This is a genomic window from Paraburkholderia flava (genome assembly GCF_004359985.1).
GTDB lineage: Bacteria > Pseudomonadota > Gammaproteobacteria > Burkholderiales > Burkholderiaceae > Paraburkholderia > Paraburkholderia flava.
In genome coordinates, this window is record NZ_SMRO01000001.1 from 1,633,913 (window position 1) to 1,660,049 (window position 26,137).

General features: G+C 63.6%; 26 protein-coding genes. 14 read left to right on the forward strand and 12 right to left on the reverse strand.

The annotated features are described in order from the left end of the window. Positions 1 to 8: 8 nt before the first annotated feature. The 4 genes from E1748_RS07285 (at position 9) to E1748_RS07300 (ending at position 3,996) form a co-directional block, all read left to right on the forward strand. Positions 9 to 1,445: a cytochrome-c peroxidase gene (locus tag E1748_RS07285; protein WP_133646429.1), complete on the forward strand. Its 1,437-nt coding sequence runs from the start codon at positions 9 to 11 to the stop codon at positions 1,443 to 1,445. 439 nt (positions 1,446 to 1,884) lie between these two features. Continuing rightward, positions 1,885 to 2,160: a hypothetical protein gene (locus E1748_RS07290; protein WP_133646430.1), complete on the forward strand. Its 276-nt coding sequence runs from the start codon at positions 1,885 to 1,887 to the stop codon at positions 2,158 to 2,160. Positions 2,161 to 2,388: 228 nt separating this feature from the next. Further along, the gene (locus E1748_RS07295) at positions 2,389 to 2,874 is read left to right on the forward strand and encodes a hypothetical protein (protein ID WP_133646431.1); all 486 of its coding nucleotides are present in this window, start codon (positions 2,389 to 2,391) and stop codon (positions 2,872 to 2,874) included. 102 nt (positions 2,875 to 2,976) lie between these two features. Beyond that, a complete protein-coding gene (locus tag E1748_RS07300) occupies positions 2,977 to 3,996 on the forward strand; it encodes a class I fructose-bisphosphate aldolase (protein WP_133646432.1) in 1,020 nt (339 codons plus the stop codon). 11 nt (positions 3,997 to 4,007) lie between these two features. Here the strand turns inward: E1748_RS07300 and E1748_RS07305 are convergent, their stop codons facing one another. Next, a complete protein-coding gene (locus E1748_RS07305; RefSeq protein WP_133646433.1) occupies positions 4,008 to 4,322 on the reverse strand; it encodes a hypothetical protein in 315 nt (104 codons plus the stop codon). A 146-nt stretch (positions 4,323 to 4,468) separates the two neighbouring features. On the opposite strand from E1748_RS07305, the gene E1748_RS07310 reads away from it, so the two are divergent. Both E1748_RS07310 and E1748_RS07315 read left to right on the forward strand, forming a co-directional pair. After that, entirely contained in the window at positions 4,469 to 5,002 is a 534-nt protein-coding gene (locus E1748_RS07310) for a GNAT family N-acetyltransferase (protein WP_133646434.1), read from the forward strand. A 57-nt stretch (positions 5,003 to 5,059) separates the two neighbouring features. Beyond that, positions 5,060 to 5,359, forward strand: coding sequence for a hypothetical protein (locus E1748_RS07315; RefSeq protein ID WP_205965205.1), 300 nt, complete (start codon positions 5,060 to 5,062; stop codon positions 5,357 to 5,359). A gap of 26 nt (positions 5,360 to 5,385) precedes the next feature. Here E1748_RS07315 and E1748_RS07320 read toward each other — a convergent pair whose 3' ends face one another. The 8 genes from E1748_RS07320 to E1748_RS07355 all read right to left on the reverse strand — a co-directional run bounded on the left by E1748_RS07320 (position 5,386) and on the right by E1748_RS07355 (position 14,529). Then, positions 5,386 to 6,489, reverse strand: a complete 1,104-nt coding sequence (locus tag E1748_RS07320; protein ID WP_420819291.1) for an alpha/beta fold hydrolase — start codon at positions 6,487 to 6,489, stop codon at positions 5,386 to 5,388. A gap of 196 nt (positions 6,490 to 6,685) precedes the next feature. Further along, entirely contained in the window at positions 6,686 to 7,870 is a 1,185-nt protein-coding gene (locus E1748_RS07325) for a porin (protein ID WP_133646435.1), read from the reverse strand. A 78-nt stretch (positions 7,871 to 7,948) separates the two neighbouring features. Continuing rightward, on the reverse strand, positions 7,949 to 8,965 hold the full coding sequence (iolG, locus tag E1748_RS07330; RefSeq protein WP_133646436.1) for an inositol 2-dehydrogenase: 1,017 nt from the start codon (positions 8,963 to 8,965) through the stop codon (positions 7,949 to 7,951). A gap of 172 nt (positions 8,966 to 9,137) precedes the next feature. Beyond that, positions 9,138 to 9,932: a 5-deoxy-glucuronate isomerase gene (gene iolB / locus E1748_RS07335; protein WP_133647285.1), complete on the reverse strand. Its 795-nt coding sequence runs from the start codon at positions 9,930 to 9,932 to the stop codon at positions 9,138 to 9,140. A 95-nt stretch (positions 9,933 to 10,027) separates the two neighbouring features. After that, positions 10,028 to 11,047 carry an ABC transporter permease gene (locus E1748_RS07340; RefSeq protein WP_133646437.1) on the reverse strand — a complete coding sequence of 340 codons (1,020 nt, stop codon included), beginning with the start codon at positions 11,045 to 11,047 and terminating at the stop codon, positions 10,028 to 10,030. 18 nt (positions 11,048 to 11,065) lie between these two features. Further along, positions 11,066 to 12,589, reverse strand: coding sequence for a sugar ABC transporter ATP-binding protein (locus E1748_RS07345; protein ID WP_133646438.1), 1,524 nt, complete (start codon positions 12,587 to 12,589; stop codon positions 11,066 to 11,068). A 15-nt stretch (positions 12,590 to 12,604) separates the two neighbouring features. Continuing rightward, entirely contained in the window at positions 12,605 to 13,534 is a 930-nt protein-coding gene (locus tag E1748_RS07350; RefSeq protein WP_133646439.1) for a sugar ABC transporter substrate-binding protein, read from the reverse strand. A 182-nt stretch (positions 13,535 to 13,716) separates the two neighbouring features. After that, complete coding sequence (locus E1748_RS07355) at positions 13,717 to 14,529, reverse strand: TIM barrel protein (protein WP_133647286.1); 813 nt, start codon at positions 14,527 to 14,529, stop codon at positions 13,717 to 13,719. A gap of 422 nt (positions 14,530 to 14,951) precedes the next feature. Here E1748_RS07355 and E1748_RS07360 point away from each other — a divergent pair, with 422 nt between their 5' ends. From E1748_RS07360 to E1748_RS07370, 3 genes are read left to right on the forward strand one after another with little or no spacing between them, the layout of a single operon-like run. Next, positions 14,952 to 16,022 carry a LacI family DNA-binding transcriptional regulator gene (locus tag E1748_RS07360; RefSeq protein WP_133646440.1) on the forward strand — a complete coding sequence of 357 codons (1,071 nt, stop codon included), beginning with the start codon at positions 14,952 to 14,954 and terminating at the stop codon, positions 16,020 to 16,022. A gap of 55 nt (positions 16,023 to 16,077) precedes the next feature. Continuing rightward, positions 16,078 to 16,716, forward strand: a complete 639-nt coding sequence (locus E1748_RS07365; RefSeq protein ID WP_133646441.1) for a helix-turn-helix transcriptional regulator — start codon at positions 16,078 to 16,080, stop codon at positions 16,714 to 16,716. A gap of 42 nt (positions 16,717 to 16,758) precedes the next feature. Then, positions 16,759 to 17,727, forward strand: a complete 969-nt coding sequence (locus E1748_RS07370; protein ID WP_205965206.1) for a threo-3-hydroxy-L-aspartate ammonia-lyase — start codon at positions 16,759 to 16,761, stop codon at positions 17,725 to 17,727. 3 nt (positions 17,728 to 17,730) lie between these two features. Here the strand turns inward: E1748_RS07370 and E1748_RS07375 are convergent, their stop codons facing one another. Together E1748_RS07375 and E1748_RS07380 are read right to left on the reverse strand one after the other, a co-directional pair. Further along, positions 17,731 to 18,969: an MFS transporter gene (locus E1748_RS07375; protein WP_133646442.1), complete on the reverse strand. Its 1,239-nt coding sequence runs from the start codon at positions 18,967 to 18,969 to the stop codon at positions 17,731 to 17,733. Between the two features lie 144 nt (positions 18,970 to 19,113). After that, positions 19,114 to 20,424: an MFS transporter gene (locus E1748_RS07380; protein WP_133646443.1), complete on the reverse strand. Its 1,311-nt coding sequence runs from the start codon at positions 20,422 to 20,424 to the stop codon at positions 19,114 to 19,116. Positions 20,425 to 20,519: 95 nt separating this feature from the next. Between E1748_RS07380 and E1748_RS07385 the strand changes: the two genes are divergently transcribed. Together E1748_RS07385 and E1748_RS07390 are read left to right on the forward strand one after the other, a co-directional pair. Next, on the forward strand, positions 20,520 to 21,437 hold the full coding sequence (locus E1748_RS07385; protein WP_133646444.1) for a LysR family transcriptional regulator: 918 nt from the start codon (positions 20,520 to 20,522) through the stop codon (positions 21,435 to 21,437). A gap of 226 nt (positions 21,438 to 21,663) precedes the next feature. Beyond that, positions 21,664 to 21,861: a DUF3562 domain-containing protein gene (locus E1748_RS07390; protein WP_133646445.1), complete on the forward strand. Its 198-nt coding sequence runs from the start codon at positions 21,664 to 21,666 to the stop codon at positions 21,859 to 21,861. Positions 21,862 to 21,897: 36 nt separating this feature from the next. Here E1748_RS07390 and pdxR read toward each other — a convergent pair whose 3' ends face one another. After that, positions 21,898 to 23,415 (reverse strand): MocR-like pyridoxine biosynthesis transcription factor PdxR, encoded by a 1,518-nt coding sequence (gene pdxR, locus E1748_RS07395; RefSeq protein WP_133646446.1) that lies wholly within the window; start codon positions 23,413 to 23,415, stop codon positions 21,898 to 21,900. A gap of 104 nt (positions 23,416 to 23,519) precedes the next feature. Here pdxR and E1748_RS07400 point away from each other — a divergent pair, with 104 nt between their 5' ends. From E1748_RS07400 to E1748_RS07410, 3 genes are all read left to right on the forward strand, one after another. Continuing rightward, on the forward strand, positions 23,520 to 23,783 hold the full coding sequence (locus E1748_RS07400; protein WP_133646447.1) for a hypothetical protein: 264 nt from the start codon (positions 23,520 to 23,522) through the stop codon (positions 23,781 to 23,783). Between the two features lie 35 nt (positions 23,784 to 23,818). Next, positions 23,819 to 24,283 (forward strand): GNAT family N-acetyltransferase, encoded by a 465-nt coding sequence (locus E1748_RS07405; RefSeq protein WP_133646448.1) that lies wholly within the window; start codon positions 23,819 to 23,821, stop codon positions 24,281 to 24,283. Between the two features lie 147 nt (positions 24,284 to 24,430). Continuing rightward, positions 24,431 to 26,119, forward strand: coding sequence for an acid phosphatase (locus tag E1748_RS07410; RefSeq protein ID WP_133646449.1), 1,689 nt, complete (start codon positions 24,431 to 24,433; stop codon positions 26,117 to 26,119). Positions 26,120 to 26,137: the final 18 nt, after the last annotated feature.

Here is a 26,137-nt window from a genome sequence, read left to right on the forward strand (position 1 = left end):
AACGCCACATGACCGAGCTTTCCACTTCGCCCGTTCCCGCTACGCTCTCCACCGGTCCCGGCCCGCAAGGTCGGCGCCGACGCAAGCTGCTGCTTCCTGTCGTCGCGGTGCTCGCGGTCGCCGTCCTCGGCTTCGGCGCGTTCGCATTCGCGTTTCCGGGCAAGGTGCCGGATGCGGTCGGCGAGACGGTCCAGAACCTGACCGGCGCGAATGCCCACCCTGTCACGCTGATGCGGCCGGCCGTCGCGCCGCTCAGCGCGGTGGCGCAGCTCGGCAAGCAGCTGTTCTTCGATCCGGCGCTGTCCGCGTCGGGCAAGCAGTCGTGCGCGTCGTGCCACAGCCCGGCACATGCATACGGACCGCCGAACGATCTCGACGCGCAACTGGGCGGCACGTCGATGAACCTGCAGGGCTACCGCCCGCCGCCTTCGCTGATGTACCTGTACCGCCAGCCGAACTTCAGCATCGGCCCCGACCAGGGCGAAGCCGACGACGCACCGAGCGTCGCGCAGCTCGCGGCTTCGTCGGCAGGTGTCGTGAAATCGCAGAAGACCGCCGGCACGACGACCACGTCGCAGGAGATGGTCCCGCAAGGCGGTCTCTTCTGGGATGGTCGCGTGGATACGCTGCAGCAACAGGCGTTCGGTCCGCTGCTGAATCCGGTTGAAATGGCCAACGCGAGCATCGAGCCTGTCGCGCAGCAGCTGCAGAAGGCGGCGTACAAACAGCAGTTCATCCAGCTGTTCGGGCCGCGCATTTTCAGCGACACGAAGCTTGCCGTTTCCGAGGCGATGTTCGCGATCGCGCGTTATCAGGTGGAGGATCCGTCGTTCCATCCGTACAACAGCCGGTATGACCGCTGGCTCGAAGGGAAGGAACGTCTGACGCAGGCAGAACTGCGCGGGCTGCATCTGTTCAACGATCCGAACAAGGCCAACTGCGCGGGTTGCCACCTGTCGAAGCCGGGCGCGGACGGCCTGCCGCCGATGTTCACCGACTACCAGTACGAAGCGCTCGGCGTGCCGCGCAATCGCGCGCTCGCGCAGAACCACGATCCGAAGTTCTTCGATCTCGGCGTGTGCGGACCTTTCCGCCAGGATCTGAAGGACCAGACGCAGTATTGCGCTATGTTCCTCACCCCGACGCTGCGCAACTCGGCGACGCGCCACGTGTTCTTCCACAACGGCATCTATCACACGCTTGATCAGGTGATGGCGTTCTACAACGACCGCAACACGAACCCGGGACGCTTCTATCCGCGCGGCCCGGACGGCAAGATCCAGAAATACGACGACATTCCGCCGAAGCTGCAGGCGAACGTCGACGTGAAGGACGCGCCGTTCGACCGCAATTTCGGCGACAAGCCCGCGATGACCGATCAGGACATGCGCGACATCATCGCGTTCCTGCAGACGTTGAACGACGATCCGCCGCAGACGCACTGAGCGGTTTTATCGTCGTCTTTGCTGCTGTTTCGCGGTACCGCAACGGCAGATGCCTTCCCCGGCGTCTGCCGTTTTTTATTTTGAAAACTTTCTTTTCCCTTTCATTCAAGCTTAAATAGTGCTTTCAATCACACTGGAGACCTCGATGTCGGATTTCATGCGAAGCGTAGTGACGCTCGGCGGCTGTATCGGCGCCTTCACGCTGGTGGTCAGCGCGATCGAGATACTGGGGGGGTGATACGGCGGTTGCGTCGACGCGCCGCGTGACCAAGGTCACGGGCCGTCCGCCGGATTCACAGTCTTCATTGCGTCTGGGATAGTTTCCTCGAGGCCTCATTGCCGCATCGTCTGCGGCAACTCCATTCATCCGGACCGTCGCTGGACGGCCGCTTCGTCCAGCGAAGCGGCCGCGGGCGCGGCCGTACCTTGAGGAATCGCCATGAGCAAGAAGACCGCCATTCTGATCATCCCGGGCAGTTCGAGCCCGACGGGCCTCACTGCGGGCAGCACGATCGTCGGCAGCGGGGAAATGGGCCGCGTCGAGATGGAACTCATCAGCGCAAAGCATCAGACGCAATTCGCCGATCAACCGTTCGTGCTCGAAGTGAAGCTGAAGGAACGGACCTGGTTCGACGACGCGCACCCAATCACGTCGATCACCTACGATAACTATCGGAATAAGGCTGAGGTGACGACCTGTACGTTTACGTCGTGAGGGGGCGCGGGCGGCTGCACGGGTTCTCTGCCGCCACCCGCGCAAAAATCAGCCTGCCTATCGCACGGACTCGATCTTTCGCACGCCGTGCGCACGCGAACTGCTGGCTATTTGCCAGTCTCCGGTATTCCGCCCAATAATGGCCCGACCGGCGCCGACGGTTGCGCTTGCTTGCCATGCAATCCGCCACGTCCATCGCACGCACCAGGGACGTGCTCGGGGGCAACAATGACTGATGAACAGCAGGAAATCACCCGCCACATGTCCGTCCTCGTCGGGCTCGAGGTCAGCGGCGTCCATCACGCGGCGGACATGCTCACCATGCAGTTTGGTCCGCTCCGACCGCGCACGACTTTCAGAGGCGTCGCGGTGCAGGTCGGTGCGTGGGCATTGCATGTTCAATGCGGCTGGTGTGTCGAGCACAAGGGAAAGATCGTCGTTGACGTGTCCGGTCTTCGCGGGTCAGCAGATCTGACAGCACGTACCATCGACCAGCTCGGCAGCCTGCTGGTAGGTCCGCCGCCGGCCACTGTCGAAGGTATATCGATAAACGCATCAGGGGACATGTCGATCACGTGGTCCAAGACGTTACGCCTTATCGTCACACCGGACGGTATGTCCGGGGAAGAAGACTGGCGACTGTTCGCCCCAGGCGACAACGGAAACCATTTCGTCATCATCGGTGGCAAGATCGATCCTGATTCGCTTACCTGACTCAAACGCGGTGTCGCGGCCCCACCCAAGGAACCGACCGGGCCGCGCACATGTCGCAATCAAACCCGGCGCGTCCTTGCGCCGCGCTCAGGAGAACACGCAATGGACACGTCCGCCGAACTCCAGGCCACCGTCGACGCACTGGCGCAGCGAGGCAAGGGCCTCCTCGCCGCCGACGAAAGCGGGCCGACGATCGCGAAGCGCTTCACCGCGATCGGCATCGAATCCACCGAAGAAAATCGCCGGGCCTGGCGCACGCTACTGCTGTCGACGGCGGGTCTCGGCGAGTACGTCAGCGGCGTGATCCTGTACGAAGAGACGCTCACCCAGCACGACGACGCCGGCACGCCGCTGCCGACCGTCGCCGCGCGTCAGGGCATCGTGCCCGGCATCAAGGTCGATGCAGGAAAGTTAGCGCTCGCCCACGCACCCGGCGACGAGATCACCGAAGGACTCGACGGACTCGCAAGCCGCCTCGACGGCTATAAGCGGCAGGGCGCGCGCTTCGCGAAATGGCGCGCGGTCTATCACATCTCCGACACGCTGCCGGGCCGCCTCGCGATCGAAGCGAACGCCGACTCGCTCGCGCGCTACGCGGCGATCTGTCAGGAAGCCGGCGTCGTGCCGATCGTCGAACCGGAAGTGCTGATGGACGGCAACCATACCCTCGAGCGCTGCGCGCAGGTCACCGAAGCCGTGTTGCACGCGGTGTTTCATGCGCTGCATCGACACGCGGTCGTGCTCGAACACATTCTGTTGAAGCCGAGCATGGTGGTCGCGGGCAGCACGCATGCACCGCAGGCGTCGACCGCGGAGATCGCCGCACACACGGTGCGCGTGCTGAAACGCACGGTGCCGCCCGCCGTGCCGGGCATCGTGTTTCTATCCGGCGGTCAGACGCCGGCGGAAGCCACCGCAAACCTCGACGCGATGAACCGCCTCGCGCCGCTGCCGTGGCCGCTAACGTTCTCGTATGGACGTGCGCTGCAGGAGCCGCCGCTCGATGCATGGAAAGGACAGAAGGCGAACCTCGCGGCCGCGCAGCAGGCGCTGCTCGAACGCGCGCGGCTCAATAGCGCGGCGGCGCTGGGCAAGTACGACGCGTCGATGGAACCGCGCTGAGCGTCGTTTGCTCAGTTACCAGGAAACCCCGCAAACGGATCGTTATCGGAACTGCCTGATGCACCCGATGCACCCGAAGCACCCGCTTCTTCCGACAGGTTGTACTCGGCGCGCACCGCGTCGAGTACCGCCGACACATCGCGCTCGAAGCCCGCGATATTGCCGAAGTGCTTCATCGTCCAGTTGCAGCCGGTCTTGTCCGGCTCCTGCAATTGCGGACGCGGCACGCGGATCTTCACACCATCCTCGACGATCGCGTGCAGCTTGTGGATACGCCGGTTGACCTCTTCCTGCAGCCGCGAAGCGTTGAGCGTCTTGCGTTTCATCGATGTGTTCTCCCGGTTGCCGTGCGCGCGTGAGGTCCACGCGCGCCGATGCGCCGCGCCAGCATAACGCGTCCGGCACACGACACCACATGGCACCGCGAATCTGCGATGATTTGCGGTCCATGTCCTTCGCGAGCCGCTTGCCGATGTCCCACGCTCTCACCTTCGAAACAGACCGCCTTGTGCTGCGCCCTCACGTCCGCGACGATTTCGACGGCAGCTTCGCGATGTGGACCGACGCCGACGTCACGCGCTTCATTGGCGGCAAGCCGTCGACGCGCGAAGAAGTCTGGGCGCGTCTGCTGCGCTACATCGGTCACTGGGCGCTGCTCGGTTTCGGCTACTGGGTCGTCAGCGAAAAGACGACCGGGCGTTTTCTCGGCGAAGTAGGCTTCGCGGATTATCACCGCGACATCGAGCCGTCGCTCGACGGCCAGCCGGAAATCGGCTGGGCGTTCGCGCCCCAAGCTCAAGGTCAGGGCTTCGCGACCGAAGCGGTGCAAGGCGCGCTGCGCTGGGCGGATGCGCAGTGGCCGGACGGCAGGATCGCCTGCCTCATCACGCCCGAGAACACTGCGTCGCTGCGCGTGGCCGCGAAATGCGGGTTCGTCGAAGAGCGGCATACGTCGTACAAGAATCAGCCGACCATCGTGCTGCATCGCAACCCCGGCGTCAGGTAGCGCGCTCGGGCACGAACCCTGCATCGTTGATAGCCTTCCCGATCGATGAGTGAGGTCATGATGGAAATCCAGCCGACTGGATGGTTCCCGCTGAACGTCCATGCGCCGGTTCGCGACGGATGGTACGAGGTTCAACTGGTGAGCGGCGACACCGCGTTTGCACGGTTCGACGCCGGTGAATGGACCGAGCAGCCGTTGCTCGTTTTTACCCACTGGCGCGGTCTCAGTGAAGATCCTGCCCGGTCCGGCGAAACCGAAACGATCGACGCGGAAGCGACCGCCGCCGAAGGTGTGCGCGCTGCGTGGAACGCGTTCTTCCCGTCGCCGGAAGGGCACAAACCGCACAAGCTGCACTGACGGGCGACGCGCGCCGCCTGCTGCCGTCAGTGCGTGCCCGCTTCGCTCGACTGCAGCAACTGGACCAGATACGTTTTCCACACCTCCGGATGCGCGAGCGTCTGGTGGCCGTATGACTGCGGGCTCTCCGGAATTTCGACGAAGCGGCCATGCGGCACCGCGGCGATCGCGCGCTGCATTGCACCGAGGTCGGTGGCGTTGATCAGGTCGTCGGCGAAATTGACGGCGTACAGCGATGCACGGATGCGCGAGAGCTGCGGCTGCGGATCGTAATCCCACGACGATTCGAACCAGTACAGCACGTCGTTCGCGTCGTTCTTCTGCGCGGCGGCGACGGTCGCGTCGTAGAGGTGCGTCGCGGCATCGCGATCGGGCGCGGCCGACTGCATCCGCGCGGCGTTGCCGGTCATGATCGTGAAGACCGGCATCGTGCGCGCCCACTGCACAGGCTGCACGCTATAGTCGCCGCCGTTCCAGCCCGGATCGTTGCGGATCGCCGCGACGACCATCTGCCGCCAGAACCAGTTGCGGCCGGCCATCGCGACCGGCTGGCTGGCGATCGGCATCAACGCATCGGCCATCTCCGGATAGCGCTCGCCCCACATCCACGTCTGCATCCCGCCCATCGACGTGCCGAGCACAAGCCGCAGATGTGTCACGTCGAGTCCTTCCACCAGCAACCGATGATTCGCTTCGACGACGTCGCCGTAACCGTAGTGCGGAAACTTCATCCGCAGGCCGTCGCTCGGTTTAGTCGAACCGCCGCGGCCGAGCCCGTCGGGCATCACGATGAAATAGCGCTGTGCATCGAGCGGTTCGCCCGGTGCGAACAGTTCGCGACGCATCGTCGGTGTGAGAAACGCGCGGCCGGTGCCGGTCGTGCCGTGCAGCAGCAGCACCGCGTTCGTCACGACGCCGTGTGCGTCGCGACGCGGTGTTCCAAGCGTCGCGTAATGGATGCGGATTTCCGGCAGCACGGTGCCGTCGGAAAACTTGAAGTCGTGCAGCGTGTAGTCGAGCGAGCGCTCCGGCACGCTGTCGGCTGCCATCGCATTGCCTGCCGCCACCGACGCGATGAATACCACTGTGCAGCCGGCCGTCACGGCCCGTCCCATGATCGATCGAAACACCGTCTCCTCCAGTCGGCACGTGGCCGCGAATGATTTGCGCGTTATGGTAGGACAAAAGTCTCGCAGCAGTAGTCGGAGTCGGCATTTGACTAACAGGATCGCTCGGCTCTGCGGATGCAGACGCGATCCGCAGCGACGGTCGCAGTCACGAAGGGCTGCGACCGCTCAATCGTCGACGCGCATCTTTGCGGAAAATTCAGAACTGGGTCGCAATACCCGCGATGACGCCGAACTGGCTCTTGCCGAAATTCGGGTTGCTGCTCGACGCGCTACCGTTCACCGGATCGTTGTTGCTGTTCGCGCCATACAGGCCGCTGTCGAGTCCGAGATTGGACGTCGAACTGTTCCGGATATAGCCCAGTTCGGTATATAGGAGCGTTCTTTTCGACAGCGCGTAGTTCGCGCCCAGCGTAAAGAGCGTTGCATTCCCGTTCCCGCGATTCGCGTTCGCATGATAGATCGCACCGGTGATGGCGAACGCAGGTGTCGTCTGCCAGATTGCACCCAGCCACTCGTGATCCACCGCGGTAGGCAACGACGTGCCGGCGGGCAACGCAGTCGGTGCCGCAGTGCCGAAGTAGCCTGCACTGGATGCGTCAGGCGCGCTCAGATGCTGATAGCCGACATAGAAAGTCGCCGGACCGAACGCGTAAGTAGCGCCCGTGAGGATAGAGCGCGAAGCAAGATAGACGTTGCTGAACCGGCCATTGGGATCGCGAATCTCATCGTACGTCGCCTGCCAGAGCAGACTGCCGCCCTGGTACGACAGCTTGAGACCGTCGGAACGCCCCTGGGCGCTGCCGAGACCGGTCGAAGTGCCGAGCTGTCCGGGTGCGCTGCCCGGATTGCCGGTGTTCCAGGTCGTCGAATTCGTGAGGTCATATTGACCCTGGATCGCAAACCCGGCGACCTTCGGCGACGTGTATTCGATCCCGTTGCCGGCCTGCGAGAAGATCCGTCCACGCACCAGTGTCCCGATCGCGTACTTCTTCGTCTGCTGTGGATCGACGTCGCCCGAATATTGACTCAGTTCAGCCGAGCCCATATTGCCGAACTTCAATTGCCCCCAGGCGTCGTTGCGCAGCCCCACGGTTGCCTGCCCGGCAAAGAATGTTCCGTTGGCCAGGCTGCCGTTTTGCGTATTGAGGCGGGACTCGAGCTGGAATATCGCCTGGGTCCCGCCACCGAGGTCCTCCGCCCCCTTGAGACCGAATCGCGATTGCGCCCATCCGCCGCTTTGCGCACCGAACACGTGGCCTTTGGGCATACCTGTCTCGTACTGGAGCCCGTTATCGACGATCCCGTATAACGTGACGCTGCTCTGCGCGTTTGCGAGTACTGGCACACCCAGCGTCGCGGCAATCCACAGAAATCTCCTCACTTTAGTTCTCCTTAATTAAATATAGACAGCTTTATTGAAAATCCTCGGGAGCCAGTGCGACTCCCGAGGATTGGACGGCTACCTTGATACCTCTCCCTGCTCGCCGTCAGGAACGTCGAGTACCGTCTCCTGCTGCCAGGACAACGTCGCGAGTTCCGCCAGCTCGAGCGCCTTGACCCCGTCCTCGATGGTCGTGCGCACAGGTGTGCCTTTCGTCAGCGCTTCGACGAAATGCGCGATCTCCGCTGCATAGGCTTCCCTATAGCGCTCGAGAAAAAATGGTTCGGGTACATCGGTGGACACACCGGACGATGTCCACGCGCTCACCTGGGTCGGTCGGACATTGCCGGCCTGCAGCATGCCCCTGCTGCCGAGCACTTCGAAGCGCTGGTCATAGCCATAAGCCGCACGCCGTGACGTATTGATCTGGCACAGCAGGCCGCGCTTCGTGCGGATGGTCACTGCTGTCGAGTCGATGTCGCCCGCAGCCAGAACTGCGGGGTCGGTCAGACAGCTACCGGTTGCGTGAAGCGTCCGGGCATCGTCGCCCATGATCCAGCGAAATACATCGAGATCGTGGATCAGCATGTCCTTGAAGATTCCGCCCGAACTGCGGAGGTAATCGGCAGGTGGCGCGCCCGGATCGCGGCTCGTGATGATCAACATCTCCGGATCGCCGATCTCGCCATGGTCGATGCGCGCCTTCAATGCCGCAAAGGTCGGATCGAAGCGTCTTTGAAATCCGATCATGCAGGTCACACCATTCCGCCTGACCGCTTCTGCACTTTCACGCGAGCGGGCAATGGTCAGATCGACAGGTTTTTCGCAGAACACCGCCTTACCAGCGTTAGCTGCCTTGATAATTAATTCGGCATGCGTATCAGTACTCGACGCGATCACGACTGCCCCCACGGCGGGGTCCGTCAACGCGCGCTCGCCGTCTACCGCCAGCGCGGCGTAGGTCTGCGCCAGCGACTGTGCCGACGCGTCGTGCATGTCCACGACATATCTGAGTCGTGTGCCTGGCTGACGTGCCAGATTGGCTGCATGGATTTTTCCGATGCGTCCCGCACCGAACAATGCAAACTCGATCATCCCGCTTTTCGCCTTTAGAAATAAGTTTCAAGACCGGTCACCCGAATGGTGACCCCCTGCTCAGCCTCGATGCCAGCCGACCCACGCCGTCATCGCGTTCCGTGCTCCATGCAGCATCGTCAACGGCAAGAACGTCCCGCACGAAAGCGTCCATACCGGTTCACGACATGCGTCATCTGGCGAGCATCCATTCGTGCGCGGGATCGTTCCTGAAGTGCCGGACGCGTTCCGGCCCCGCCATCACGTTCAGGTAATAGCCCTCGTAGCAATACGGCATCACGACTGGGTGATAACCGCGCGGCACGATGACGAGATCGCGATCTTCGAATGCGAACGCCTGATCGACGTCGCGCGCATCGGTGTACACCCGCTGGAAACCAAAGCCCTGCGGCGGATCGATCCGGTGGTAGTACGTTTCTTCGAGCAAGCTCTCGTCAGGAACCGCATCGAGCTCATGCTTGTGCGGCGGATAGCTCGACGAATGGCCGGAAGGTGTACACACCTCGACCACGAGCAGCGATTCCGCCGGCTCGCTTTGCGGAAGAATGTCGCAAACGAATCGTGTGTTCGCGCCGCTACCGCGTACCGAGCGTGCCATGCCGTCCGGCTCGATCAGGCGGCCCAGGTAGTGGCCTTTTCCCGGCGCACTGGCGAATGCGACCTCGGCGGCATCACAGGCGCGGATCGAGGCAGCCGTACGCGGCGGCAAATAAACCGCATACGGAGACTTCAGATCGAACACACTGCGTCGATCGCCGATTTCACGCCACGCCTGGTCGGGCGTTTCCACGCTGACGATCCCGGTCAGGACCACGATGCACACTTCGGTCGCGCCGGTATCGAATGCGTAGGTCTCGCCCTGCGCAAATCGCTTTGCGGCGAACCCCACATAGCGCAAGCCGGCGCTCTCCGGCGTCACCGTCACGATGTCCCGGCCGTCGGGTTGTCCCTTCACGAACAGACTCATAGCCGTTCCTGACATGTGATGGCACCGGTCCGTCGCAAGTGGAACAGAAGATTTCATCGCGATCACACTGACGGGAATACGAACCGGTCGCGGGTTCAGCTGCCGCGGCGCTTGCGATACTGATCCGCAACCACGGCGGCCACGATGATCAGCCCCTTCACGATCTCCTGGATGTACGAATCGATCCCGAGAAACGTAAAGCCGCTCGATATCACCCCTAGAATCAGCGCGCCGATCACGGTGCCGGTGATACGGCCCACGCCGCCGGCGAGGCTGGTGCCTCCGATCACGGCAGCCGCAATGGCATCGAGCTCGTACGACATACCCATGCCCGACTGGCTCGTCTGCGCACGCGCCGACACCACGACGCCCGCGAGTCCGGTCAGCAATCCCGCAATGGTGTAAATAGCCAGCAGATTGCGTCCGACGTTGATGCCCGATACGCGCGCGGCCTGCACGTTACCGCCGATCGCATAGACGCATTTGCCGAAGCGCGTATAGCGCAGTGCAATGTGGAAGACGAGGGCGGCCACCAGAAAGATCTCGACCGGCCGCGCGCCGCTACCGATCGCCGAATACGCATCCGTAAAGCTGCTGATGGGCTGCCCGTGTGTGTAGTAGCGCGCGAGCCCGCGCGCCGACACCATCATGCCGAGCGTCACGATGAAGGGCGGCACACCGGTGCGAACGATGAGCGCCCCGTTGATCAGCCCGCACAGACCGCCGGTCAGCACGCCGACCGCGATCGGCACGACCACGGGCAGGTCGACCAGCGCCGGAAAAACCGTGCGTCCGTAACCGGCCGTCTGCGCGAAGCTGCCCGCCACCATCGCCGACAGCGCCACGACCGATCCCGACGACAGATCGATACCGCCCGCGATAATGATCATCGTCACGCCCACTGCGATCAGGCCGATTTCCGCGACGCGCAGAACCATGATCAACAGGCCTTGCGGGTTATAGAGAAACGACTGGCCACGTTCGATCCAGCCGAGCGCTTCGAATACCAGTGCAATGCCGATGAGCACGAGGACGATGCCCGTCTCGTGGGGGAACCTGAAACGAGTGCGCGCCACGCGAGAAACATCGGTGCTGGAAATCGCCGGGGTTTGCATGTCTGTCTCCTCGATTGCTCATTGCAGGGTTGCAACCGGCACGCCGGAAGCAAGTGCCATGATGGCTTCCTGGGTGGCCCGTGCACGCGGCAGGATGCCGCCGACGGTGTGCTCGTGCATGACCATGATCCTGTCGCTCATCCCCATCACCTCCGGCAATTCCGAGGAGATCATGACAATGGCAACGCCTTCTTTCGCGAGCCTCGTGATCAGCGTATGGATCTCGGCTTTCGCGCCGACGTCGACGCCTCGCGTGGGTTCGTCGAGAATCAGAATGCGCGGTTTGTTGAGCAGCCATCGCGCGATCAGCACTTTCTGCTGATTGCCGCCGCTCAGGTTCTCGATGATTTCGTACAGGTCGGGCGTCTTGACCTTCAGCGCGTCGCACATGCCGTTGCACAACGCGTCGACGCGCCGCTGACGGACGAAGCCGAATGCATCGTGATGCGGCAACGCGGCGATCTGCATGTTTTCGACGATCGACAGTTTCAGGAACAGACCCGTGCCTTTGCGGTCCTCCGTCAAAAATGCCATGCCGTGCCGGATGGCCTGTCGCGGCGAGCGGATCGGTACCGCCTGCCCGTCGAACAGAATGTCGCCTTCGTCCGCCGGATGAATGCCGAATACCGCTTCCATCACTTCGGTCCGTCCCGAGCCCATCAGACCGGCCACGCCCAGAATCTCGCCGTAGTGAAGGTCGAAACTGACATTCGAGAACGCGCCGCGTCGCGCCAGGTTGCGCACGGACAGTGCGACGTCCCCGATCTGCACCTGCTCCTTCGGAAATATCTGCGTCAGTTCACGACCCACCATCGCCGCGATCAGCGTGTGCTTGTCGAACGTCGACGCGGCACGCGTGACGATGTGGTGTCCATCCCGGAAAATCGAAATGTCGTCCGCGATGCGGAACACCTCGTCCATCTTGTGCGTGATGTAGACGATGGCTTTTCCGTGTGCCTTGAGTTCGCCGATGATCCGGAACAGATGATCGACTTCCTTGTCGGCAATGGCGGATGTCGGTTCGTCCATGATCAGCACGTCCGAATCGAACGACACCGCTTTCGCAATCTCGACCATCTGCCGGTTCGCGATGCTCAGCGTACCGAGCAGCGCAAGCGGATCGATTTCGATGCCGAGCTGGGCGAACAGATCGGCGGTCCGTCGATTGAGCGCGCCGTGGTCGATCAGACCGATCGCGCCGCGCGGCTCGCGGCCGATCCAGATGTTTTCGGCCACCGTCATTTCCGGCACCAGGTTCAGTTCCTGGTGGATCATCGCGATGCCGCGGTTCAGCGCATCGCGCGGCGAGCGCAGCGAGACGGATTCGCCCTTGAGATGCAGCGTGCCGCCGTCGGGAATGTAGACGCCGGCGATGACCTTCATCATCGTCGACTTTCCGGCACCGTTCTCGCCCATCAATGCGTGCACGCGGCCGGCATGAACGTCGAGCGACACGTCGTCGAGTGCAATCACGCCGGGAAACGCCTTGTGGATGTTGCGCGCCGACAGCAGCGGCACGCCAGCAGTCAGATCTGATGACATCGCGCCCTCGCTGCGTTACCTGTTCAGAAGACTCTTGTAGTTGTCCGGGGTAACGAGCTGCCACGGAATCCAGATTTCGTGCGGCACGTTCCTGTCCCCGCTCGCGAGCCGGATCGCTTCGTCCACGGCTGTCTTGCCCTGACCCCGCGCGTCCTGAAACACCGTCACGGCGAGGTCGCCCTTCGCCATCGCATTGAGCGCTTCCTGCGTCGCATCCACGCCGCCTACGAGCACCGATTTAGGCGACACCCCTGCCTGCTTCATCGCAATCAGTGCACCGAGCGCCATCTCGTCGTTGTTCGCCGCGATGGCATCGAATTTCTTGCCGGAACTCAGCCACTGGCCCATCAGGTTGATGCTCTGACTGCGATCGCAGTTCGCGGTCTGTTCGGCTACGACCTTGATACCCGGGTTACGCGCGATCACGTCCTTGACGCCCTTCGTGCGATCACGCGTGACATCGGTCGAAAGCTCGCACAGCATCACCGCGATGTTGCCCTTGCCGTTGAGCCGCTTCGCCAGATACTCCATCTGCATGCGCCCCGCGACGAGATTGTCCGACCCGACGAACCACGAATCCGCGGCCATCTGCTCGTTCGGCCGGCGATTGACGTAGACGATCGGAATGCCTGCTTTCGCGGCGGCATCGGTCATCCGTTTCGTCGCCGACGTATCCGCCGGATTGACGATGATCGCGCCGACGTGCTGCGACACGAAGCTCTCCACCTGGCTCACCTGGCGGCCGACATCTCCCTGCGCGTCCTCGAAATCGAGCGTGACGCCCGGGTGTACCTTGCCCTCCGTAGCCATCGCTTCACGCACGGTAGTCAGGAAGTTGTCGTCGAAATGCGCCATCGACACGCCTATCGTCGTACCCGCGAGCGCGGATACCGGCAGCGCGGCGGCGACGATCAGCGGGAAAAGGGTTCGTGTAACGAAGTTCATGCCTGTCTCCTTTTATGTATTGGATTGGTATCGCCCGGGACTCATCGGACCCGTGTACGTGTTCAGCCCTGCCTTGCCCGCCTCCTTAGGGCGCGTGGAACGGCTTCATCGGCGCCGCTCCGGATACCATGGCCGGAGATGTCCGGCGTCATCCTCCCTCTACTGTCCGCGCCGCGTTCTCCTCAAGCCGCGTCGGGAACAAGATCCCGTCTTGTGCGCAAACGGATGTGTTCGATGCTTGCCCGCAAACGCGCCTCAATATCGGCGGCAGCTGCGATTTCCTCGGCGAAAGGCTCGAACGACGCATACCCGCTGTAGCCTCGCTCGATGAGCGTATTGATCTGCCGGATGTTGTCGAGACGGTCCGCACTACCGACCAGCACGCGATGACCGTCGCGCATCTGATCGACCGGGATCGCGCTGTCCTCGACCCCCGAGATATGGATGAGGCCCGTGAGGTCGGGAAAGAAGATGTCCTCCCCCGACAGGTGATGATGAAACGTGTCGTGCACGAGCCCGAAGTGGCGCTCCGCAGCCGCGTCGTAGATTCCTTTGACCGCGTCGGATTTGCGGCGCAGCGCGCATTCCTCGAAACCGAGTGTCTCGACGAATCCGACGAGTCCGTGATCGTCGAGAATCGGTTTGAGCTGTCGCAACGCATTGACCAGATCGGCATGGCGCTCGCCGGCACTGCGGCGATCGAGCCTGCTATTGGTCGGGCACATCACGAGCGCTCTTGCTCCGCATTCCGACGCATACCGGGCAAGCGATACGGCGTCATGCACGCGCTGCGCGTCGAACTGCTCGAATCGCTGCAACGCGTTGATCGAGAGAATCGTCACGCCGGCGGCCTCCGCTTCTGCCCGGACCTCCTGGGCCGGCGTGCCGTCGACGAGCTCGACGCCGGGCAGGTCGTTGCGGATTTCAATCGCATCGACGCCAAGACGTCCGCACAGGGCGAGGTAATCGCTCAGGGGCAGGCGCGGTGCGCTCATGCGGTTCAGGGAAAATCGAAGTACGTCGCTCACGTTGTGGTTCCTTGATCAGTGCGAATGCAAAATTTCCACGGGAGGCGACCATCGCTGCGCGGCGCGCGCAATGGCAGCGGGTGCGTCGACATTTCTGCTGTTGCGCTACCCATAAATTTCTTCTGATGAATGCACACGGGAACGCCACGTTCGCCACGCACGGGTAGCCCTCCGAAGCAATTCATTCCCGCTGTCTCCCTTCCTGAATCCGCCCCGTCGCGCTTGCTCTGGATTCGGGAAGCGGCGTGCGTGTATGAGATGAAATTAAACGGCGGGGCCCCGCACCACAACGAAAACATTGACGATTTATCGTCAAGCGCCTAGCGTCTCGCCACGGGTGTCGACATCAACGCCGCCCGCCGTACCCTGCACAGAAACGGAACATCAATATGTCTCGTCCCAATGCGCCGCGTCGCAAGCAGGCTCCCCGCTTTATCGAGATAGCAGAAGCCGCGGGAGTCAGTCAGGCGACGGTCGATCGCGTGCTCAACGAGCGAGGCAGCGTATCGGACGCAGCCCGGGCCCGCGTGATAGCGGCGGCGCGACAACTCGGCGTGCCGCGCGTTCTTCCCGAAACCCAGCACGGTCTGATGCATATCGACGTGTTGCTGCCGCAGAACGACACGCCGTTCTTCAGTCGCCTGAATCTTGCGCTGCAGCGTTCGATGCAGATGCTCGACAAACGGATCGTGCTGCATCGCCGGTTTCTGCCCGAGGCCGATGACGGGGCCATCGAGGAAGCCGTTCTTCATCCCCGCTACCACCGCGCCGGCCTCATCGTGACGACGCGCGACACGCCCCAGGTACGCGACGCGCTACGCGTGGCGATCGAGCGGAAGGAAGCCGTCATTACGATGATGACCGACGTGGCGGAGGTCGAACGTTTGCACTACGCAGGCATCGACAACAACCTGGCCGGACGCACGGCCGGCTATTTCATTGGACGGTTCGCCGTGCGCCCGGGGCGTGTTCTGCTCATCTGCGGTCGCAAGGATTATCGAAACCACGTGGACCGGATCGACGGCTGCCGGGCAAAGATCATGGAGTCGTTTCCGCAGCTCGCTTGCGACGACGCGGCGGAAACGTTCGACGACGCCGATCGATGCTATCGCGCCGCCATGCATGGGCTCGCCCGCGGGGATGTTGCCGGTATCTACAGCAGCGGGTACGGGTCGTCGGGGATCGAAGCGGCGCTACGCAAATGCGACATGGCCGGCAAGGTCGTCTGGGTATCCCATGAAATGACCGACCACCATCGCCAGTACATCGAGGACGGCGTCATGGACGTCGCCATCGACCAGGATCCGGATGGCCAGGTCATGTCCGCGCTGCAGCACATGCTGTACGCGTTCGGCATCGTTCAGGCGGTGCCGCCTCCAGGCCCGGTGGAGTTCAGGATTTTCTGTCCTGCCAACGTGAGGCGAACGACCTATCTGACCGGCGACGGCGAAATGGGGTAGCGCCGCATCGCGCGTGATACTTGACGATTTGTCCAAATTTAGACAATATCTCCACATGCGCAAACGAACGCCCGAACAGAACCTGTTGATCGACCAGCTGAAGCAAGTGGCGCAAGGTCTCGGCGAGACCTTCGCGCCGTTCTGCGAAGTGGTCGTGCACGACCTGCTGCATCCGAAGCACGCAATCGTCGCGATTCACAACAGCCTGTCGGGCCGGCAGGTCGGCGAGCCGACCACCGAACTCGGACTCGCGCGGATCGGCGACGCGGACTATCCGTCGATTCTCGCGAACTACCCGAATCATTTCGTCGACGGTCGGCAGGCCAAGAGCACGTCGATCGGCATCAAGGATTCCACGGGCCGCTACATCGCCGCGCTGTGCATCAACGTCGATCTCACGCTGTTTCGCGGTCTGCAGGGCATGCTGACGCAATTCGGCACGCTCGACCCGAACGCTGACCCGAAGGAATCGCTCGATCCTGCGGGCGCCGATGCGATCCGTGTCCGCATCGACCGCTTCGCTGCACGTCTCGCTACCACGCCGCGCTCGCTGAAAGCCGACGACCGCCGCACGCTGCTGCAGGAACTCAAGCAGTCGGGATGTCTCGACGTGCGCCGCTCGATGGAAATCGTCGCGCAGCATTTAGGCGTGTCGCGTGCGACCGTCTACGGTGATGCGAAAGAACAGGCCTGAACGGCCCCGCTTATTAGCATTAGCTCACACGATCACGAGGTCATGAACATGCTCACGCTGCCCACCTACGACGACGTCGTCGCAGCCGCTCAACGAATCGACGGTCACGCGCATCGCACGCCCGTGATGCGCTCGCGCACGGTCGATGCGGATCTCGGCGCGCAGGTGTTCTTCAAGTGCGAAAACCTGCAGCGTATGGGCGCATTCAAGTTTCGCGGCGCATTCAACGCGCTGTCGAAGTTCGATGCCGCGCAGCGTCGCGCGGGCGTCGTAGCATTCTCGTCCGGCAATCATGCTCAAGCCATCGCGTTGTCGGCATCGCTGCTCGGCATTCCGTCGACGATCATCATGCCGCACGACGCGCCCGCCGCGAAGGTCGCGGCCACGAAGGGCTACGGCGGCAACGTCGTGATGTATGACCGCTATACCGAAGACCGCGAACAGATCGGCCGCAAGCTCGCCGAAGAACAAGGGCTCACGCTGATCCCGCCGTATGATCATCCGGATGTGATCGCGGGCCAGGGCACGGCGGCGAAAGAACTGTTCGAGGAAGTGGGACCGCTCGACGCGCTGTTCGTCTGCCTCGGCGGTGGCGGGTTGCTGTCGGGCACTGCGCTGTCGACGCGCGCGCTGTCGCCGGACTGCACGCTGTACGGCGTCGAACCGGAAGCGGGCAACGATGCGCAGCAGTCGTTCCGCTCCGGCAAGATCGTCCATATCGATACGCCGAAGACGATCGCCGACGGCGCGCAGACACAGCATCTCGGCAACTACACGTTCGAGATCATCCGTCGCGACGTCAACGACATCCTGACGGCCACCGATGCCGAACTCGTCGACTGTATGCGCTTTTCCGCGTCGCGGATGAAGATCGTCGTCGAACCGACCGGCTGTCTCGGCTTCGCGGCCGCGCGCAAGATGAAGGCGCAGTTGCAGGGCAAGCGCGTGGGCGTGATCGTCAGCGGCGGCAACGTCGATATCGAACGCTTCTGCGAACTGCTCGGGGCTTGACCGCTATTCGGCACGTGGCATCGCGCGCAGTGTGACGGCCCAGAACGCGAGACCCGTCAGCGTGATTGCCGCACCGAGCATGCACACCCCCATCCAGCCGGCCCACACGTACACGTGCGTCGACGCGAGCGCGCCCGCGCCGCTTCCGGCTGCATAAAACAGCATGTAGCAGCCGACGAGCCGGCTATGTGCATCGGGCCGCGCACGAAAAATCATGCTCTGGTTCGTCACGTGAATCGCCTGGCCGCCGAGGTCGAGCAACAGCACACCGACGACCAGCATCGCAAGACTCGACGACAGATATGCAGCCGGCAGCCACGACAGCAGCAACACGATCCACGCGATGCCTGTCGTCCACTGTCCGTGACCGCGATCGGCCAGCCGACCCGCACGCGCTGCGGCAAGCGCGCCAGCCGCGCCGGCCAGACCGAATGCACCGATCGCCGTGTGCGGCAGCGACAACGGCGGTGCGCTCAGCGGCAACGCCATCGCGCTCCAGAACACGCTGAACGCCGCGAACATCAGCATGCCGATCGTCCCGCGAATCTGCAGCGTGCGTTCGTGCGCGAGCAGCGTCCACATCGATCCGAGCAAACGCAAATAACCGATTCGCACACGCGGTGCGGACTGCGCAGGCAACGTGCGCCACAGCACCGGCAGCATCAGCAACGCGAGCGCCGCCGACGTCAGATAGACCGCTCGCCAGCCCGCGAGGTCGGCGACGAAACCGGCCATCGTCCGCGCGAGCAGCAGCCCGACCACCACGCCGCCCTGCGCGGCACCGACGACGCGACCGCGTTCACCCGACGCAGCAACAGTCGCCGCATACGCGATCAAGCCCTGCGTCATCGCCGTGCCGAGCATGCCCGTCGCGAGCATGCCGGCGAGCAGCATGGGCGCGCTCGTCGCACACGCGGTCACGATCAGCGCGAGCACCAGCAGCCCCAGTTGCGTCGCCATCAACCGATGTCGATTCGCGCGGTCGCCGAGCGGGACGAGAAACACCAGGGCAAGCGCGCAGCCGGCCTGCGTCGCGGTGACTACCATGCCGATCGATGCACGGCTCACGTCGAAATCGTGAGCGAGCAGGTCGAGCAGCGGCTGCGCGTAATAGACGTTCGCCACGCTGAGTCCGCACGCGACGGCAAACAGCAGCACGAGCGATCGACTCATCGGTGTCGTGCTGGGTGACGCGCCGCCGTCGGCGTGACCGCGCAACGGGTCGGCTGTTCCACACTGCATTTTCGCTTCCTTCGATTTGCGGATTTCTCATCGAGTTGCAAATCGCAACTTCATCGAAGTGTAAGCCCACGCAGTTTTTAAACGCAACTGCATCGCATGAAAACCCCGCGTGGAACAAGGTGAATGGGAGAGCGCCCTTTTAGCTCAATGGCGACCGGTTCGCGCCGCGCGGTCGACAAAGCCAAACAAAAACACAGCAACCGTGAATCCCAACAGGACGGCGCAGACCCCGCTCCATCCTGCCCACGCCCACGCGGCCCCCGAAAGCGCGGCACCGATCGCGCCACCCACAAAGAAGATCCCGACAAAGAGCGCATTCAACCGTCCACGCGCCGACGGATTGAGGAGATTGATCGCGCGTCGTCCAAGTGTCTGATCGGTGATGACGCCGGCGTCGAGCGCGGCCGCGCCCACGACCAGCAACCCAAGCGCGAGTGCGGGATGCGCCGCGGGAGAGAACCCACCCCAGCCCGCGCCGGCGACAGCGAGCACGACGACGGCCGCGAACATCACCAGATGCGAGACGATCTGCGTGGCGCGTCCCGCACCACGGTCGCCGAGATAGCCGGCGAGCGGCGTCACGATCGCCCCCGTCGCGCCGGCCAGCGCGAACACGGCAATGCCCTGCATGCCGAGCGAAAACGGCGGCTGCGTGAGCAGCAGCGCGATAGCCGTCCAGAACGCGCTGAACGCACCGAGCGCGAGCGCGGCCAGCGTCGCGCGACGTTGCAGGACGGGTTCGCTACGCAGCAGTGTCCAGAGCGAGCGCAGCAATGCGCCGTAACGCGCTGTCGCGTGCGGCACATGACTCGGCAATCGAAGGTAAAGCACGACGGTCAGCAGCGCGTCGGCCGCCGCCTCGATGCCGTAAAACGCGCGCCAGCCAAACAGCCCCGCGATCACGCTCGCGAGCGGGCGCGACAGCAGAATCCCGAGCATCAGTCCGCTCATCACGTTGCCGACCGCGCGACCGCGTCGACTTTCGGGCGCCATGGACGCCGCCATCGGCACAAGCATCTGGATCACGCTCGACGTCGCGCCCGCCATGAACGCCGACGCCAGAAACAGCCAACCCGACCGCGCAAGCGACGACAGCGCAAGAAAGGCCGCGCAGCAGGCCAGCGTCCTGACGATCAGACGCCGGTTCTCCAGCAGATCGCAGAGCGGCACGAGTAGCAGCAGACCGGCCGCGTAGCCGAGTTGCGGCAGCATCGCGATCAGACCAGCGAGTTCGCGCGGCAGATTCAGCGCGCGGCTGACCGGCCCCGTCAAAGGCTGCGCCGCCGACAGATTCATCACAATGACGCCGACCGTGACGGCGAAAAAGAGCGTCAAAGCCGGCGTCAGGGAGTCGCCGCCCGCTGATTGGGGTACGGGCGCAGACGACTGCGCTAACGGCGGCAGCGCAGAGGACGAGGCGAGGTTGCGCGAGCAGGTGTCGGCAGGTTGAGACATCGTTCGATTCCCGGAGGTTAGGGTCCGGCCCATCATAGGGACGCCGATGTTATGCGACAATTGAAATATCCCGATAATGTTTATGCGAGATCGTTTTGAATACGCGTGACTTGCAGGCTTTCGTGGCGGTGGTGGAAAGTGGCTCGATGGTGCGGGCGTCGGAGAAGCTGTTTCTCACGCAGCCGGGTCTCACGCGCCGTGTGCAGAATCTGGAATCGACGCTCGGCATCGAACTGCTCGACCGGCAGAGCAAGCCGCTCAAGCCGACGGCCGCAGGCACCGAGGTGTACGGGCTCGCGCGCACGGTGCTGCGCGCGGTCGACGACCTGATGGCGATCGCCTCGCCCGAGAGCGAGCCGACCGGAGAGTTCAGGATCGGCGTGCCGCCGTTTCTGTCCGAACTGGCGCTGGAGGAACCCATCGACCGTCTGCGCAACGCCTTTCCGAATCTGACGCTACGCGTGACGGCAGGCTGGTCGCCAGGGCTGCTGGAAGGCATCGAGCGCGCGAAGGCGGATGCCGCCGTCGTCCTGCTGCCCGAAAGCGTGCCATTACGGGAAGGTCTGAGTTCGACGCTTCTCGCCTACAAGCCAACGGTTGTCGTCGCGCCGCGCTCGTTCGGCATCGCCGACCAACCGACGATGCTCGCCGGACTGGCGGCGCATCCCTGGGTGCTGAATCAGGACGGCTGCGGGATGCGTTCGGCGCTGAGCCGTGCGATGTTGGCAGCCGGGCTGCCGTTCAACGTCGCCGTCGAGGCATTCGGTTCGGAACTGCAGCTCTCGCTAGTAGCGCGCGGTCTGGGCGTCGGGCTTGCTGCGCCCGAAATACTCGCGCGCAGCCCGCATCGAGACGCGTTGCAGATCATCGATGTACCGGATTTCAGAAGCGGGCTGAACGTGTGGCTCGTTCATGGTGCATTGCCGGGGCGCCTCGTGCGGCCCGTCGCGTTGATGCGCGATGCGCTGATCGAAAAACTGGAGAAGGACGCGGTGAGTTTCCCGCTCGCGTGATCTGCGTTTTATTACGATCGGGGCGGAAGATGTAATCCGATCCACGCGTAAAACCCAACATCCAGGAAAGATCGGAATTCGACACGCGCACGCGTATAGGCGTATTCCCGAACAACGCACGCGCGCAAGCCGTGGACCCGCTCCGATAGGCCAATTTAATTGGCATCGCGCAGACCCGCGTCCTTTAATGGAAGGCCCGCCCGTTCACCCCCCCTCGGAGATTCCCATGACGCGTCAGCCTCAGCCCAACGTCGACGAAGTCGTACAGGCCATCGCAGCGGAAACGAATACGCCCGCCGAGACGGTCTCGAAGATCTACGCCGACACGCTGGCCGACTACAAGGCGGACGCCCGCATCATGGATTACATGCCGTTGCTCGTCGCGAAGAAGGTTCGCGAAACGCTGCGCCAATCGCGGCACTGACTGCCGCTCTCAGCTTCTTCTTTTATCGTTCGTTCGTCACGCAGGATCGACGCTGAGCACACGCGCAGCGTCGTCGTTGCGTGCGCGCTCGCGCGGCAGCATCGTGCGAATGACGCGCGCGAACCGCGCGATCAATGCATCGGCTTTTTCCGCCGGCACGCCCGCGTAGCCGAGCATGAAGCCGTTGTAGCGCGACGTGCCCGCACCCGGCATGCAGTACGCGCTCAACGGCGCGGCGAAGAGGCCGTGGTCACGCAGCGCCTGGCTCACATCACGGTCCTTTAGCGGCGCGTCGAGACGCACTGTGAGATGCATCCCGCCGCCGTCAGCGGACAGCGTGACAAGGTCGCTCATCTGTCTGTCGATCGCACGAACGAGCGCGCCGCGCCGCTGCTGATAGAGCCGCCGCATCCGCCGCAGATGGCGCGCGTACTTGCCGCTGTCGATGAAATCCGCAAGCGCGATCTGCTCCGCGATACGCCCCTGTCGCGAGATCTCGCTCAACGCTTCGTCGATCTGCCGTACGAGATGTGCCGGCACGATCATGAAGCCCATCCGCAGCGCCGGAAACATCGTCTTGCTGTACGTGCCGAGATAGACCACCGGCGCATCCGCTGTCAGACCCTGGATGGCCGGTAGCGGCGGTCCGCTGTGACGCAGCTCGCTGTCGTAATCGTCTTCGATGATCCACGCGCCGGCGGCAATCGCGTTCTCCATCAATGCCCGCCGACGCTCGAGGCTCAACACGCAGCCGAGCGGATACTGATGCGACGGCGTCGTGTAAATAAGCCGCGGCGGTACGTCGCGCCAGTCGCGCGGAGTCGGTGCGAGGCCAGAGCCGTCCACCGGCATCGGCAGGAGCCGCAGCCCCGCCGTCTGGAACGCAGCCTTTGCACCGTGATAACCGGGGTTCTCGACCCACACGGTATCGCCCGGATCGGCGAGCAGGCGCGCACATAGATCGAGGCTCGTCTGCGTGCCCTGCGTGATGAACACCTGGTCTGCGGTACAGCGCACGCCGCGCGACACTCGCACGTATTCCGCAATGGCCCGCCGCAGCGCCGGATGACCCGCGCTGTCGCCGTAGCCGAGTTCGTACGCATCGATCGTGCGCCACGCGCGCTCCACCGACGCTCGCCACTGCGCGACCGGAAATTCGTCGAGTGCTGGCACGCCCGGACGAAACGGCGTCGGGTCATCGGGTCGGCCGCGCTCGCGCGGCAGATTGCTGACACGCTTCGACAGCGCGCTTGCGGGTGCACCAACGCCGCGCGGATCGGTCGCGGCCGGAAACGCGAGGCGACTCACCACAGACCCATGCCGGCTCGTCGTGATGAATCCCTCTTCGGTCAAACGCTCGTACGCGTACAGCGCCGAGTTACGCGCGATACCGAGTTGCTCGGCGAGCGCGCGCGTCGGCACGAGCTGTGTGCCGTGCCGCAGATCGCCATCGACGATCGCCTGACGCAGGCTCTCGTACAGCAGGTTCTGCTGGGTCAGCTTGCGCCCGGCAGCCCGCTTCGCGAAGTTCGACATCAGCAGCGCGTAGTCCACGTTCGTGGCTCCATATTTTGCGTTTCAGGTGGAGCTAACAATGGTGCCACAAATTTTCTATTCTGAGCCTGTCGACACTGTCGTCCCTTTACAGGATCGCTGCGATGACTCGCGATACCGCAATCTTTTCCTTGCCTGGTCGTGCGCATCGCGTTCAGCACGCGGGCGTGGTTGCAGTCTGCGTCGTGCTGGCCGCAGCGACGGCGCTGACGTACTGGGCACTGCGTCCCGCCGACCGCGCACGCGCCGCGCTCGACGCATGCGTCGCGGCACGACTGCACGACGCGTACGGTACATCCGCGATGCACGTCGCCGTCGATCCAGACGCACGCACCGCCGCGCTATACGCGTGCTCGACGCAGCCCTAAACCGCCCACCGTCTTCTTACTCGAGGAATCAATCGATGACCGACACAACGCTTCAGATCCGCCCCGTCACCCCCGACGATTTCACCGCATGGCTGCCGCTATGGGACGGCTATAACGCGTTCTACGGACGCGCTGGCGAAACCGCGCTGCCGCGCGGAATGACCGAACTCACATGGAGCCGTTTCTTCGACGGCTACGAACCGATGCATGCGCTCGTCGCCGAACGCGACGGTCAGCTGGTCGGCCTCGTGCACTACATCTTCCATCGCAGCACGACGCTCGCCGGGCCGACCTGCTATCTGCAGGATCTGTTCACGCTCGCATCGGAACGCGGCAAGGGCGTCGGCCGCGCGCTGATCGAAAACGTCTACGTCCGCGCAAAGGAAGGCGGATCGGCGCGCGTGTACTGGCTCACGCACGAAACCAATGCGACCGCGATGCGGCTGTACGACGGCGTCGCGGAACGCTCCGGCTTCGTCGTCTATCGCAAAGCACTGTAAGCGGACAGCAGGATAGGCATTCGCGTCCGGCGCGGGTTGCCGTGCGCACCCGCGGCGTGTCAGGATGCACGGTGGTCGAAGGTGGACGCATGCCTGATGCGCGCCCTCGCCCGTGCCCTCCTTCCCGCGAATGCCGGAGTCCTGCCGATGAACGAAAACGACCCGAACCTTCCCGCCGTCAATGCCGACGCCCCCGACGATCCCGAACGTCGCCGCGTACTGACCGGCCTCGCCGCAGTCGGCGTGAGCCTCGCGCTTGCGGGCTGCGACACGACGCAAACCGGTTCAGCAGACAACGGCGCGCCGCGTAGCGCGGCCGACCTTCGGCTCGATGCGGCGTTGCGCGATCAGGTGCGCAACATCGTCGTGATCTACGCGGAGAACCGCAGCTTCGCGAACCTGTACGGCAATTTTCCCGGCGTGCAGCATCCGCTCGATGCAGTACCGGCTTCACGTTACGTACAGTTCGATCGCGACGGCAAGACGCCGCTGCCGCAACTGCCGAAAATCTGGGGCGGGCTCGTGCCGCAGGCGCAGGAGGTCGACGGCAAGCGCTACATGATCGGCGAGAGTGCAATCGACGGTCTGCGCAACGGCCCGTTCCGTCTCGCCGATGCGCAAGGTGCGCCGCTACCGAACGGCGTCATCACGCGCGACCTGTGGCATCGCTTCTATCAGAACCAGATGCAGATCAACGCGGGACGCAACGATCAGTTCGCCGCGTGGGCCGACTCCGGCGGCCTCGTGATGGGGCATTACCGCAATTCGGCACAAACGCTGCGGCTATGGAATCTCGCGCAGCAGTACACGCTGTGCGATAACTTCTTCATGGCCGCGTTCGGCGGTTCGTGGCTCAACCACATCTTCCTGATTTCCGCACAGGCGCCGTTCTATCCGAACGCGCAAGACAGTCCGGCAAAGCATCTCGTGTCGGTGGTCGAAGGTAGTGATCCGACCGGCTCGCGGTTGAAGATCGCCGCGCATTCGCCGGCTTCGGCGCTCGACGGTCCGCCGAAGTTCGTCAACGACGGCCTCTTCACCGCCGACGGCTACGCGGTGAACACGATGGCCCCGCCGTATCAGCCGAGCTTCGTGCGGCCCGCGTCCGGCGGCAATCCGCTGCTCGCCAATCCAGCCGACCCGAAGGTCTTGCCGCCGCAAACCTACGCGACGATCGGTGACCGGCTCTCGGCGAAGGGGGTCGACTGGGCGTGGTACAGCGGCGCATGGCAGTACGCACTCGATCATCTCGACACCGGCGCAGTGCCCGATTTTCAGTATCACCATCAGCCGTTCAATTACTTCGCGAACTACGCGCCGGGTACCGACGCGCGTCGCCGGTATCTGCGCGACGCGGGCCTCGGCGACGATCCGTCGACCAACCGTCTGCTCGCCGACATCGATGCGGGCCGTCTGCCTGCCGTCACGTTCTACAAGCCGCAGGGAAATCTGAACATGCACGCGGGTTATGCGGACGTCGAATCCGGCGACCGTCATATCTCGACGGTGATCGAGCATCTGCAGCGTAGTCCGCAGTGGGCGCACACGGTCGTGATCGTCACGCACGATGAGAACGGCGGCTGGTGGGATCCGGTCGCGCCGCCACAGGGTGACCGTTGGGGTCCGGGCTCGCGGATTCCGGCGCTCGTCATCTCGCCGCTCGCGAAGAAGGGCTACGTCGATCACACCGTGTACGACACGAACTCGATCCTTCGATTGATCAGCCGCGTGCACGGCCTTGCGCCGCTCGACGGTGTGCGGGTACGCGACCGTGCGTTCGCGCAGAACGGTCTTGCACCGCTCGGCGATATGACGGGGGCGCTGGACCTCGCGTGAAGCGCTTGAAACGCGCCG

Coding starts and splice junctions, on each gene's coding strand:
- E1748_RS07285 (WP_133646429.1), top strand. CDS start 9: ATGACCGAGCTTTCCACTTCGCCCGTTCCCGCTACGCTCTCCACCGGT.
- E1748_RS07290 (WP_133646430.1), top strand. CDS start 1,885: ATGAGCAAGAAGACCGCCATTCTGATCATCCCGGGCAGTTCGAGCCCG.
- E1748_RS07295 (WP_133646431.1), top strand. CDS start 2,389: ATGACTGATGAACAGCAGGAAATCACCCGCCACATGTCCGTCCTCGTC.
- E1748_RS07300 (WP_133646432.1), top strand. CDS start 2,977: ATGGACACGTCCGCCGAACTCCAGGCCACCGTCGACGCACTGGCGCAG.
- E1748_RS07305 (WP_133646433.1), bottom strand. CDS start 4,322: ATGAAACGCAAGACGCTCAACGCTTCGCGGCTGCAGGAAGAGGTCAAC.
- E1748_RS07310 (WP_133646434.1), top strand. CDS start 4,469: ATGTCCCACGCTCTCACCTTCGAAACAGACCGCCTTGTGCTGCGCCCT.
- E1748_RS07315 (WP_205965205.1), top strand. CDS start 5,060: ATGATGGAAATCCAGCCGACTGGATGGTTCCCGCTGAACGTCCATGCG.
- iolG (WP_133646436.1), bottom strand. CDS start 8,965: ATGATCGAGTTTGCATTGTTCGGTGCGGGACGCATCGGAAAAATCCAT.
- iolB (WP_133647285.1), bottom strand. CDS start 9,932: ATGAGTCTGTTCGTGAAGGGACAACCCGACGGCCGGGACATCGTGACG.
- E1748_RS07340 (WP_133646437.1), bottom strand. CDS start 11,047: ATGCAAACCCCGGCGATTTCCAGCACCGATGTTTCTCGCGTGGCGCGC.
- E1748_RS07345 (WP_133646438.1), bottom strand. CDS start 12,589: ATGTCATCAGATCTGACTGCTGGCGTGCCGCTGCTGTCGGCGCGCAAC.
- E1748_RS07350 (WP_133646439.1), bottom strand. CDS start 13,534: ATGAACTTCGTTACACGAACCCTTTTCCCGCTGATCGTCGCCGCCGCG.
- E1748_RS07355 (WP_133647286.1), bottom strand. CDS start 14,529: ATGAGCGCACCGCGCCTGCCCCTGAGCGATTACCTCGCCCTGTGCGGA.
- E1748_RS07360 (WP_133646440.1), top strand. CDS start 14,952: ATGTCTCGTCCCAATGCGCCGCGTCGCAAGCAGGCTCCCCGCTTTATC.
- E1748_RS07365 (WP_133646441.1), top strand. CDS start 16,078: ATGCGCAAACGAACGCCCGAACAGAACCTGTTGATCGACCAGCTGAAG.
- E1748_RS07370 (WP_205965206.1), top strand. CDS start 16,759: ATGAACATGCTCACGCTGCCCACCTACGACGACGTCGTCGCAGCCGCT.
- E1748_RS07375 (WP_133646442.1), bottom strand. CDS start 18,969: ATGCAGTGTGGAACAGCCGACCCGTTGCGCGGTCACGCCGACGGCGGC.
- E1748_RS07380 (WP_133646443.1), bottom strand. CDS start 20,424: ATGTCTCAACCTGCCGACACCTGCTCGCGCAACCTCGCCTCGTCCTCT.
- E1748_RS07390 (WP_133646445.1), top strand. CDS start 21,664: ATGACGCGTCAGCCTCAGCCCAACGTCGACGAAGTCGTACAGGCCATC.
- E1748_RS07400 (WP_133646447.1), top strand. CDS start 23,520: ATGACTCGCGATACCGCAATCTTTTCCTTGCCTGGTCGTGCGCATCGC.
- E1748_RS07405 (WP_133646448.1), top strand. CDS start 23,819: ATGACCGACACAACGCTTCAGATCCGCCCCGTCACCCCCGACGATTTC.
- E1748_RS07410 (WP_133646449.1), top strand. CDS start 24,431: ATGAACGAAAACGACCCGAACCTTCCCGCCGTCAATGCCGACGCCCCC.